This window comes from Novosphingobium terrae, assembly GCF_017163935.1.
GTDB classification, from domain to species: Bacteria; Pseudomonadota; Alphaproteobacteria; order Sphingomonadales; family Sphingomonadaceae; genus Novosphingobium; species Novosphingobium terrae.
This window is the reverse complement of the sequence record NZ_JABVZR010000002.1, coordinates 1,057,384-1,068,590: the sequence shown is the minus strand read 5'-3', so window position 1 is coordinate 1,068,590 and position 11,207 is coordinate 1,057,384. Positions and strand designations below refer to the sequence as shown.

The 11,207-nt window shown below is 66.4% G+C and carries 5 protein-coding genes; all 5 read right to left on the bottom strand.

Annotation, left to right across the window (positions count from 1 at the left end; all coding sequences use genetic code 11):
- Window positions 1-10: 10 nt before the first annotated feature.
- Complete coding sequence (locus tag HGK27_RS23055; protein ID WP_206245227.1) at window positions 11-1,507, bottom strand: glycoside hydrolase family 125 protein; 1,497 nt, start codon at window positions 1,505-1,507, stop codon at window positions 11-13.
- Window positions 1,504-3,999 (bottom strand): glycoside hydrolase family 3 C-terminal domain-containing protein, encoded by a 2,496-nt coding sequence (locus HGK27_RS23050; RefSeq protein ID WP_206245505.1) that lies wholly within the window; start codon window positions 3,997-3,999, stop codon window positions 1,504-1,506. The genes HGK27_RS23055 and HGK27_RS23050 overlap by 4 nt, the downstream gene beginning before the upstream one ends.
- 68 nt (window positions 4,000-4,067) lie before the next feature.
- Window positions 4,068-6,632 carry a beta-mannosidase gene (locus HGK27_RS23045; protein WP_206245504.1) on the bottom strand — a complete coding sequence of 855 codons (2,565 nt, stop codon included), beginning with the start codon at window positions 6,630-6,632 and terminating at the stop codon, window positions 4,068-4,070.
- Between the two features lie 53 nt (window positions 6,633-6,685).
- The gene (locus tag HGK27_RS23040; protein ID WP_206245226.1) at window positions 6,686-8,992 is read right to left on the bottom strand and encodes a beta-N-acetylhexosaminidase; all 2,307 of its coding nucleotides are present in this window, start codon (window positions 8,990-8,992) and stop codon (window positions 6,686-6,688) included.
- Window positions 8,989-11,169 (bottom strand): glycoside hydrolase family 2 protein, encoded by a 2,181-nt coding sequence (locus HGK27_RS23035; protein WP_206245225.1) that lies wholly within the window; start codon window positions 11,167-11,169, stop codon window positions 8,989-8,991. The genes HGK27_RS23040 and HGK27_RS23035 overlap by 4 nt, the downstream gene beginning before the upstream one ends.
- Between the last annotated feature and the right edge of the window lie 38 nt (window positions 11,170-11,207).

Genomic DNA, 11,207 nt, shown 5'->3' with positions numbered 1-11,207 from the left:
ATGCTGGTCCTTACAGTTTCTGGGACAGGAGAGTGGGAAAGCGGCGGTTCACATCGATGATGAGTTCGCCAAACAGGCTGTTGGCCCAAGCGAACCATGAACGGGTAAACTCGCCCGGATTGTCCTGCTGGAAGCTCTCATGGATAAAGCCCGTGCCCGCATGGGTGGCTTTCAGGCTGCGCAGCAGGCCGAGAATTTCGGCAGGGCTGTCGCTGGAGAGGGCGCGGATGATCATGGACATCGGCCAGATCATGCCCAGCCCGGCATGGGGCCCGCCGATCCCCTCATAGGCGGCGCCCTTGAAGAAATAGGGATCGCGCGAGGACCAGGCCAGCGCCTCGGTCCGGCGGAAGAGCGGATCGTTGCGGGGCACCGCGCCGAGATAGGCCAGCGACGACAGGCCCGGCACATTGGCGTCGTCCATAAAGAAGCCATTGCCGAAACCATCGACCTCATAGGCCCAGACAGGGTTGCCGTCCGGTCCGGCCATCTGCCCATAGTCGAGCAGCGCGCGGTCCAGTTCGAGCGACAGGGCCATGGCATCGCGGGCGAGTGCGGTGTCGCCCCGCGCCTCGGCAGCCACTTTGGCCAGCCCTTTCAGAGCGCTGGCGGCAAAAAGGTTGGCGGGGATCAGGAAAGGGAAGGTGCAGGCATCGTCCGAAGGGCGGAACATCGAATGGATCAGCCCCACCTTGCGGCTGGCCGCGCCATAGCCGAAGAGCATCAGTGTCTCGGTGGCATTGCCGTCCGGGCGGCGGAAGGCATAGGGGCCATGATCATGCAGGCGCTGCTGCTCGCGTATGGTGCGCAAGGCGGCGCGGGCGCCATTGGCCCACAGCTCGTCGAAAGGGCGCTTGTCCTGCGTGGCCTGCCAATAACCCGCTGCCAGACGCAGCGTCCAGCACAGCGAGTCCAGCTCCCATTTGCGCTCGGCCACGCCGGGTTTCATGTCGGTCTGGTCATGGAGCGCCCAGGACAGGTTGGTGCGCGCCTGCGGGTCCTGCATAAAGGCATTGGCGTAGGGGTCGATGAGCAGGCAGCGGGCCTGACGGGCGATGAGCCCGTTGAACAGCGCCTGAAGCTGCGGATCGTCCTTGGCCAGCGGCAGATAGGGCCATACCTGAGCGCTGCTGTCCCGCAGCCACAGGCAGGGAATGTCTCCGGTGATGACGAAGGCGTCCGGCTTGCCCTCGACCGTGCCCATCCACACCGTGGTGTCCAGCGTGTTGGGATAGCAATTGGCAAACATCCACGCGAGTTCAGGATCGGCAACCTGCGCCGAGACTTGGCGGATACGCTCCTCGACAGCCGGGCTGGTGAACTTGCGGTCGCCCGGCGCGGGGCGGCGCGAGTTGAGATCGGTCGTCCGCCCCGGCGCGGGGGTGGTGGGGATCGGCGTCGGCTGCGGGGTGGGCGGCGCGGCCAGCGCCCGCGTCGCGCCCGAGGCCATGGCCCCGGCCAGCAAGGTGGCGCCCGATTTCAGGACGGAGCGGCGGGGTGTCATCATGGGGCGATCTCGGCCTCGGTCTGGACGGTATAGTCGGCCTCGGCTCCCGGGCCGTCGCCCGGCTGGCCTGCGCCGAGCCAGAGATGATACGCGCCCTGACGGAGCTTGCGAAGGCCTGTGCGGTCCACCGTGCCTTGCCCTCGCGCATCGATGGTGAAGCGCACCTGCCGCGTCTCGCCGGGCTTCAGATGCACCCGCTGGAAGCCCACCAGACTGCGCTGGAGCACCGGATCGTTGAACGAGCCATCGCTGACCTGCGGGGCCGAGAGATAGGCCTGCACCACCTCATCGCCTTCACGCGTGCCGCTGTTGGTCACCGCGATGGTGGCGCTGATCGAGCGGTCGGCGGCAGGGGCGGACAGCACGGGCTTGCCATAGGTGAAGCTGGTGTAGCTCAGCCCATGGCCGAAGCCCCAGACGGGCTTGCCGGTGTAATAGCGATAGGTCCGCTCGCGCATGTTGTAATCGGCAAAGGCGGGCAGATCGCGGGTGGAGGCATAGAAGGTGAGCGGCAGGCGGCCCGAGGGATTGGCCGCGCCCGACAGGATGTCGCCCAGCGCGGTGCCGCCAGCCTCGCCCGGATACCAGGCGGCCAGCACGGCATCGGCATGCTCGCGTGCCCAGGGCATGGCCACCGCCCCGCCCGACATCAGCACCAGCACCAGCGGCTTGCCGGTGGCGGCGACAGCATCGAGCAGGCGGCGCTGGGGTTCGGGCAATTCGATGGCGGTGCGGTCGCCTCCGGCGAAACCGGGCACCTCGATCTGGAGCGCCTCACCCTCGACGCTGGGGGAGAGGCCGATAAAGGCCACCACCGCATCGACCTTTTGGGCCGCTGCCACGGCCTGATCGCGCTGGGTCTGCGCCGGGGCGATCCAGCGCAACCCGATGCCGCCATCCTCGCCGGTGTGGCGGTATTCGATGCGCAGGGCATGGGGCTTGGTGTCGGTGAAGCTCAGCTCGGTGGCGATGCTTTTGCCATCGCCGCTATCCGTGATGCGTTCCTCGCCATCGACCCACAGGCGCACCGGATCATGCCCCGCGCAATCGAAGCAGCGCGGGATTTCCAGATGGAGCCGGTAGTCTCCGGCGGCGGGCGGGGTGATCTGCCCCGTCCAGCGCACCGAAAATCCCTTGGCGGGCAGAGCGGGAGCAGGGGCAGCGCGGTCCCAGTCGAAATCGACATGGCGGTCCTGACGGGTCAGGCGCGGTGTGCCGGTGAGGTCGGGCGTGGCGAAATAGTCGCCTTTCAGGCCGGGCTTGCCATCGGCGGACAGCGCATCCTCGGGGATGGTGACGGGCACGCCCTCGGCCACGACCGAGCCCTGGGCATAGAGGATCTTGTCCGCCCCGAAGCTGGCGCGCAGCCCCTCCAGCGGGGTGACGGGGTGCGAGGCGGTGCCGTGGTAATTGGCTTCCAGCACATCGAGCGCATCGGCATTGGGACCGATCACCGCGATCTTCGCGCCTATGGCCAGCGGCAGGCGGTTGCCCTTGTTTTGCAGCAGCACGATGCTCTTGCGCGCGGCCTCCAGCGCCAGAGCGCGATGCTCGGCCGTATCCACCTGCGTCGGCGCGATGCGGTCCCATGGGCTGGTCTGGCCGAAGGCATCGCCCAGCAGGGCCCGCGCGGCGAACACGCGGGAGAGAGCGCTGTCCAGCACATCCTCGCCCACCAACCCGCGCTTCACGGCATCGGGCAGGGCGGCATAGGTGCGCCCGCAATCGAGATCGGTGCCCGCCTGGAGCGCCGCGGCAGAGCCCGCGGCATCGTCGGGTGTGTAGAAATGATAATGGGTGATGTTGCCGATGGCGTCGCAATCCGACACCGTCAGCCCGCCGAAATTCCAATATTGCCTCAGCCGCTTGCCCATCAGATCGGGCGAGGCACAGACCGGCACGCCATGCAGCGCATTGTAGGCGCACATCACCGAAAGCGCCTTGCCATCGACCAGCGCGGTGCGGAAGGCGGCGGAATAGGTCTCGGCCATGTCACGCGGGGAAACATCGACATCGAAACTGTCGCGCCCGGCTTCCGGCCCGGAATGAACGGCCAGATGCTTGGGCGTGGCGATCACCTTGGGATGGGCAAGGTCCGGCCCCTGAAGGCCCGCGATAAAGCCAATTGCCATATGGCCGGTGAGGAAGGGGTCCTCGCCATAGGTTTCCTGGCCCCGACCCCAGCGCGGATCGCGGTAAATGTTGATGTTGGGCGACCAGATCGTCAGCCCCTGATAGCGCAGGCGGTCGCTGCCCTTGGGCAGGGCGTTGTAACGCGCGCGCGCCTCGGTGGAGATCACATCGCCCACCTTTTGCATCAGCGGCTGATCCCATGTCGCGGCCAGACCGATGGCTTGCGGGAAGACGGTGGCCACGCCGTTGCGCGCCAGCCCATGCAGGCCCTCGTTCCAATAGTCGTAAGCGGGCAGTTTCGCCTTGGGCAGGGCGGTGGCGCCGCTCTGCAACTGGGCGGCCTTGTCCTCGACCGTCATGGCGGCGATGGTCTGTTCGACATTGGCCTGCGCTTGCGGGCTGAGCAGGGCCAGAAGCAGGCTGGGGGTCACGGGCGGATCTCTCCGGCAAGGGTGCGGATATGGAGGTTGCGCTTGAGCAGCGCGAGGCTGGCCGAGGAGGTCACGGCGATCTCGCGGCTTTCGCCCGGCATCAGATCGAAGGCATTGTCCGACAGGGTGGCATCCAGCATGCCGAAATCCACCCAGACCGCGCGGGCAAGGCGGGTGGCATGCAGAGTGAGATGGCCATCCTTGCCCCATGTGGCGCGCAAGGCGGGATCGGGCAGGGTGGCGTCCCTGGGCAGTACGGGCTCGATCAGGGCGCGCGAGACGGTCTTGCCGTCCATCACCAGTTCGGCCAGCGCGATATGGGTTTTGGGATCGCTCTGGCCGAACAGCTGCGCGTCGGTCAGCGTGGCAACCGGCGTGCTGGAGAGCGGGGGCAGCGTGACGTCATGCTCCTGCCGCTGCGGGTTGCTGCCATCCATGCCCATCACCGTCAGGCGCCATGTCGCACCGGTCGGCGTGGTGGCATCGGAAATCAGGCTGAGGCTGGTCTTGCCCCCGGCATGGGCGGCGGCCACGGCCAGCGGCGCGTAGAAACGTTTCGCATGGTACTGCAGCGCTTTCGGGCGACCGGCGGAATCGATGCTGGACCATGAGATCGAGGGCCACACATCGTTGAGCTGCCAATAGAGGCTGCCCATGGTGACCGGGCGGCAGGCGCGGTGGTGGAGCGCGGCCAGTTCGATCCCCTCGGCCTGCATCACCTGGCTGAGATAGACCATCTCCGCCACATCGCGCGGCTTGCCATAGCGCTGGCCGATGTAATCGAGCAGGCGATCGTTGCCCTCGCCCTTCAGGAATTTCTGATGGGCGCGCAGCACCGGGCTGCCGATGGCAAGCGGGCCCTTTCCGGCAAAGGCGCGGATCGTCTTCATATCGGGCATGGCTTCCAGACCATATTCCGACATGAAGCGCGGGCAGGCATCCAGATAGCTCTCGACCGGCTTCTTGCCGCCCCACACATCCCAGTAATGGCGGTCGCCATTGTGGTCCTGATCGGCCTTGTCCTCGTAATTGGCGCTGGGCGAGCCGGGCCAGTAGACGGCATCGGGATCGCCTTCTTCGGCGGCCTTGCGCAGCACGCCGTCGAACAGGATCGCCATGCCGACGCCGACCTTCTCCTGCTCATCGGCGCCAATGGCTTTCTTGAAGCTCTTGCGATCGTCCCAGCTGTCCCAGCCGGAGAGCACCTCATTGTTGCCCGACCACAGCACCAGCGAGGGATGCGCTTGCAGGCGGGCCACCTGCTGCTCGGCCTCGATCCGCACATTCTCGCGATAGGCCGGATCGGGCGGGGTGACCGCGCCGCCGAACATGAAATCCTGCCAGACCATCAGGCCCAGCTCGTCGGCGGCGTCGTAGAAGGCATCGTCGGGATAGATGCCGCCGCCCCAGACGCGCAGCATGTTCATATTGGCATCGCGTGCGGCGCTCAGCAGAGAGCGGATCTTGGCGGGGGTAACGCGGGCCGGAAAGCTGTCGAAGGGGATGACATTGGCGCCCTTGGCGAAGATCGGCACGCCATTGACGCGAAAGGCGAAGCCGCGCCCGTGATCGTCCTTCTCGCGCAGCAGGTCCACCTTGCGCAGGCCGATCCTGTGGGTGACGCTGCCCAGCGCGCCGCTGGTGTCGCTCAGCGTGCCCGCCACCGTATAGAGCGGCTGCGCGCCACAGCCTGCAGGCCACCAGCGCTGAGGGTGAGCGATGTCCAGCGGCAGCGAAACATGGTTCAGCCCCGCCACCAGATCGACATGGCGCTCGAAGGGCACGGCCGGGCTGCCATCCGGCGCGGCGATGGTGGCGCGCAGGGCGAAGGGACCGTCATGGTCTGCCTGAATGTCGAAGCTGGCTGTCAGCCGCGCCGAGGCATCGCCCAGCGCTTCCTGCGTGACGCGCATCGTCTCGATCCGCGCGCTGTCCCAAGCCTGAAGATGGACCTTGCGCCAGGGGCCGATGTTGACGATGCGCGGGCCCCAGTCCCAGCCGTAATGGTATTTGGGCTTGCGGATATAGGGCGAGGTCTGCTTGCCCTCGGGCTCGTCGCCATAGATGGAATCATATTCGCCGGGCAGCGGATGGGCCTCTTTCAGCACCATCGGTTGCAGGGTCCTGATCGGCGAGGCGAAATGGATCTCCAGCGTGTTTTCGCCGGGATGCAGCACGTCTTTCACCGGCACACGCCACTGGCGATGCGCATTGTCGGTGGCGAGCAGTTTCACGCCGTTGAGGGTGACCTGCGCGAAGGTGTCCAGCCCGTCCAGCACCAGATCGACATGGCCGCGCGCCAGCATCTCGGGCGTGGCGGCGATGGCGGTCCGGTATTGCCAGTCCGTCAGGCCCGCCCATTGGATGGCGCCCTCATTCTGGCCGAGGAAGGGATCGGGCACCTGCCCGCTGGCAATCAGATCCTGCTGGACGCTGCCGGGCACATGGGCGGGAAACCAGCCCGCCGCCCCGGGATGGGCCTTGGCCGCCGCGGCATCAGCCGGATCGATCCGCACGCTCCAGCCGCTGTCGAGCGCGGTATCGCCGGGCAGCTGCGCCATCGCCGCGCTGCTGGCGCCCAGCAGCAGGACGGCGAGGACCTTCAGACCATGCCTCACGAAGCGGGTTCCAGCTGGAGCGAGGCGACCGTGTAGAAGGCCCCGCTGATCGGCGCGGTGAAGAGCATGCAGACGTTCTGGTCGCCGGTGCCCGCTGGAACCGTGCCCGTCAGCTGGAAGCGGTTGGGTGCGGTGGCGGGATCGGGCAGCGGGAAGGTGGCGATCACCTGACCCTTGGGGCCCCCCCCCGGGATATCGCCCTCGCAGCCGCCAACCCGCATCACCAGCTCGCCATGAGGGCTGGTGCTGTAATGCCAGATCTGCTTGGTCGCCTCATAGGCCAGACCGTAATGGCGGGCCAGACGCGCGACATCCACCGTGAATTTGCGCGGGGCATCGGTGGGCACGGCGGGGGCCATGATGCAATCGTCGAAGAGGTTGACGTTGAACACCGGGCTGCCGTCTGGCGCCTCGGAGGTCAGCGGCACGCGGTGGCCCAGCGCACCCTTGGGGCAGGCGACCAGATCGGGGTTGTTCCAGCGCAGCAGGCTGGTGGTAGAAAGGTCGAAGCTGCGGCTTTGGGCGGTGGGCAGGGTGCCGTCAAAGGCAGCGGCCTTCAGCACCTGACCCAGCTTCACCGCCACCGGCTGCTTGTAGAGCGGAGAACGGGCCGTCGGTTCGCGGCCATCGGTGGTGTAGCGGATCTGGCCGAAGCCGGTCTGGGTGGCGATGGCCACCGTGCCTTCCTTGCGGGTCAACAGCTGGCTGCGTGGGCCCTGAAGCGCGAAATCCACGGCAAAGGCGCTGTCGGCATCGTTGATCCCCTCGCGGGTGTAGCGCAGGCGCTGGGGCTGAAGGCGGGTGAGGAAACCCTGCCAGTCATGCTGCGCCGGCGCCGACCAGACCACTTCTGACAATGCGTCCAGGCGCGGGAACAGCACATGCTGCACCGCGCGCGGCGTGGTGAGATATTCGGAGAAGGCCGTGATTTCCGCGCCCAGAATATGCCCGGCCTTGTCGGCGGGCAGGCCCTTGGGGAAGGGATCGTAATTGTAGAGATCGGCCAGTGTCACGGTGAAGAGGCGCCCGGCGGATTCATCGGCGCGGCGGCTCTGCACGCTGTCCATATAAAGCGTGGGGGCCGGGGCCAGCACCACATCATGGTTCTGGTTGGCGGCATCCACCGCGCCCTTGTCGCCGCGCCATGACATCACCGAGGCTGAAGGCGGCAGACCGCCCTCAAGGATTTCATCCCAGCCGATCAGGCGGCGGCCATGCTGCGCCAGATAGGTGCCCAGCTGGTCGATCAGCCAGCTTTGCATGGCGTTTTCGCTGGTGATGCCCAGCGCCTTCATCTTCGCCTGCACCTCGGGCGAGCGCTGCCACTGATCCTTGATGGCTTCGTCGCCGCCCAGATGGATGTATTGCGAGGGGAAGATCGCCATCAGCTCATCAAGCACATTCTTGATAAAGCCCACCGAGTGATCGTTCACATTGAAAAGATAGGGGTTGATGCCCCAGTCATGACTGACATCGGGCCGGGCGCCCAGCACGCCGATCTCGGGATAGGCGGCCACGGCGGCCTGCGCATGGCCGGGCAGGTCGATTTCGGGCACGATGGTGATGCCGCGCTGGGCGGCATAGGCGACCAGTGCCTTCAGCTCATCCTGCGTGTAGAAGCCGCCGACCTTCTCGCCCGGGGCGCCGCCGGCCGAGGGCGGGGTACGCCAGGCGCCGATGCGGGTGAGATCGGGATAGCGCTTGATCTCGATGCGCCAGCCCTGATCGTCGGTGAGATGCAGATGCAGCGTGTTGAGCTTGTGGGCAGCCATCTGGTCGATGGTGGCATAGATTGCGCTGGTGGGCAGGAAGTGGCGCGCCGTATCCAGCATCACCCCGCGCCATTTGAAGCGCGGCGCGTCGGCGATCTGCATGGCAGAGAGGCGTACCGGGGCGCCGACATGCGCGTCGGGGCTCAGCAGCTGTGCCAGCGTCATCGCGGCATAGACCAGCCCGGCATCGCCCTTGGCGGCGAGCGTGACGCCCTTGGCGCTGACCTCCAGCCGATAGGCTTCATCGCCGGGCAGGCTGGCATCGCGGGTGATATGGATCACGCCCTTGGTGCCGGTCGAGAGCGTCAGCCCGCGATCCTTTGCCACCTTCTCGATCAGCAGGCTGGCGGCGATCCGGGCGCCTTTGTCGCCCTCGGGCAGGGTGATGGCGGCGTTGTTGGCAATCGTCAGCGTGCCCGGCTGAGGGGTGATCTTCGCGGGCATCGGGATCAGCGGCGGCAGGCTCGATGCCATGGCCGGGGCGCTGATCGTGGCCGCCAGAGCGAGCGACAGGACATGCAGAGCTTTCATCGGGACACCGCCTCAGCTGGAATTTGGGAAGGATCGGGCGGGAAGGGCGCGCTGCCCGCCTTGAAGGGAAGGTAATCGAAATTCTGCGCCATGGCCGGTAGGCCCTGCGCATTGCGGACCTCGACCTGCAGCTGCACCGGGCCATCGACGCGCGGCCATGCGCCGGTCAGATCGAGGTGGTCCAGTGCGCCGGGGCCCATCAGGGGCAGCGCCTGATCGCCCTGCGCCAGCAGGCTGCGATCCTTGCCGATGGCCTGCCAGTGCAGGCGCAGATGGCTGAGCGGATAGGAGGGCAGGCTGCCCGCCGCATTGGCCACCAGCGTCACGGTGAAGCCTGCGGGCGCGCCATTGGCATAGCTCCATTGCACGCTGGCATGCAGGGGGCGGTTCACCTCTTCCCAGGCGGCAAAGCTGGGGCGGCGCTGGCGGTCCTTGTCGACCAGACCGTGATCGACATAGCCATCCTCCTGCGGCGCGAAGAGGTTCTTGTTGGAGCGATAATCCTGATAATCCCAGAAAATCGTGCCGCCGACAAAAGGCCGTGCGGCAAAGGCCGCCATCTGCTCGCGCAGGTTCTGCGTGCGGTCGCGATCGGCGCTGGTGCTGTCTGCCGAGAAGGGGCCGGGCCAGCCGAATTCTGAGATGACCAGCATCTTGTCGGGCCAGGTCTTGTCCATCGCCGCCAGCCATGGGCCCACGCCGCTGGCCGCGCCGCTCCATGTGCCGAAATAGGCATTGGCCATGATGAAATCCGCCGCCGCCAGCGCCGTTGTGCGGGGCGCGGGATGGGTCGAGACATCGGAATCGGCGAAAGTGACGAAACGGCCCGGATCGATGCGATTGAGATGCGCCTTCATCGCCGCGACATAGGCGGCCCCCTGCGGCGAGGAGGAATCGCATTCATTCATCACGCTCCAGGCCAGAATGCTGGGATGATTGCCTGATTGCGCCACCACCTCGGCGGTCATGCGCTTCGCCAGTTCCAGCAGGCGCGGATCGCCAAGCTGCTCGGCCTTCATCTGCCAGACCGGGATCTCCGGGATCAGCAGCATTCCCGCGCGATCGGCGATATCGAACACCGTTTCGGGCTGGGGGTAATGGATCGGGCGGGTCAGCGTGGTGTGCAGCTCAGCCAGATCGCGGTAATCCTTCAGGATCGTGCCGCGCGTTTCGGCGGCGCCTTCCCAAGGCGAATCCTCATGGCGCGAGACGCCCGAGAGGCGGACCGGCTGGCCGTTTACATAAAGCTTGCGGTCACGCAGGGCGATGGTGCGGAAGCCCAGCGTGTCGCGCTTTTCGTCCAGCAGGCGGCCCTGCTCGTCACTGAGCTTCGTGGTGACCTCGTAAAGGCGCCCGTCGCCGATGTTCCACAGCTGCGGATGCGGTACGGTCAGCGCGGCATCCACGCTGCCGGACTGATGTGCGGGCAGCGTGATCTGCCGATGGGCTTCCCCGGCAGGCCGACCATCAGGATCGGTCAGCAGGGTGGTCACGGTGAAGTTGCGGTTTTTGCCATCCACATTGTCGAGGCTGATATGGGCGCTGACGCTGCCCTTTTCCGCCGACAGGGTCTGGCTCAGCTTTTGCCCCCGGATCAGCCCGCCGTCCGAGATGCGCAGCGAAACGTCGCGGGTGATCCCGCCGCCGCGCCACCAGTCATACCAGACATTGCCCGAGGCCTTGAGGCGCATGGCATAGCCGGGAATGGTGGCAAAGCCGGGCCGGTTGTCGACCATCACCGCGATGCGGTTGGCGCCGGGATGCAGCAGTTTCGACACGTCGAGATCGAAGGCGGTATGGCCGCCTTCATGGGCGCCAGCCTCCACGCCATTGACCCAGATCCGCGCCTTGTAGAACACGGCGCCGAAATGCAGCTCCATATGCTGCCCGGCCAGCGCCTGAGGCAGCACCAGTTCGCGCGCGTACCAGCCGATGCCATCGGCCTCGGCGCCGCGCGATAGATTCCAGCTGTGGGGCAGATCGACACGCTCGGTGCCGGGGGATTCTGTTTGGGCGGGCGCCAGCGAGGTATTCTGCCCGGCGAAACGGAAATGCCAGCCCGCATCCAGATCGATGCTTTCGGCCTGGGCACTGGCCAAAGGCCAGCCCGCCGCCAGCAGCAGACCGAGCAAACGAGGATTGGCCAGAGGGAATTTGGCCAGACCCAGAGTTTTCATGACGCCCCGTTTCAATTGGTCTTGTATAAAAACAGGGC

Excerpts from the sequence above, each read along its gene's own strand:
- HGK27_RS23040 (WP_206245226.1), bottom strand. The coding sequence starts at position 8,992 with ATGAAAGCTCTGCATGTCCTGTCGCTCGCTCTGGCGGCCACGATCAGC.
- HGK27_RS23045 (WP_206245504.1), bottom strand. The coding sequence starts at position 6,632 with ATGGCGCAGCTGCCCGGCGATACCGCGCTCGACAGCGGCTGGAGCGTG.
- HGK27_RS23050 (WP_206245505.1), bottom strand. The coding sequence starts at position 3,999 with ATGACGGTCGAGGACAAGGCCGCCCAGTTGCAGAGCGGCGCCACCGCC.
- HGK27_RS23035 (WP_206245225.1), bottom strand. The coding sequence starts at position 11,169 with ATGAAAACTCTGGGTCTGGCCAAATTCCCTCTGGCCAATCCTCGTTTG.
- HGK27_RS23055 (WP_206245227.1), bottom strand. The coding sequence starts at position 1,507 with ATGATGACACCCCGCCGCTCCGTCCTGAAATCGGGCGCCACCTTGCTG.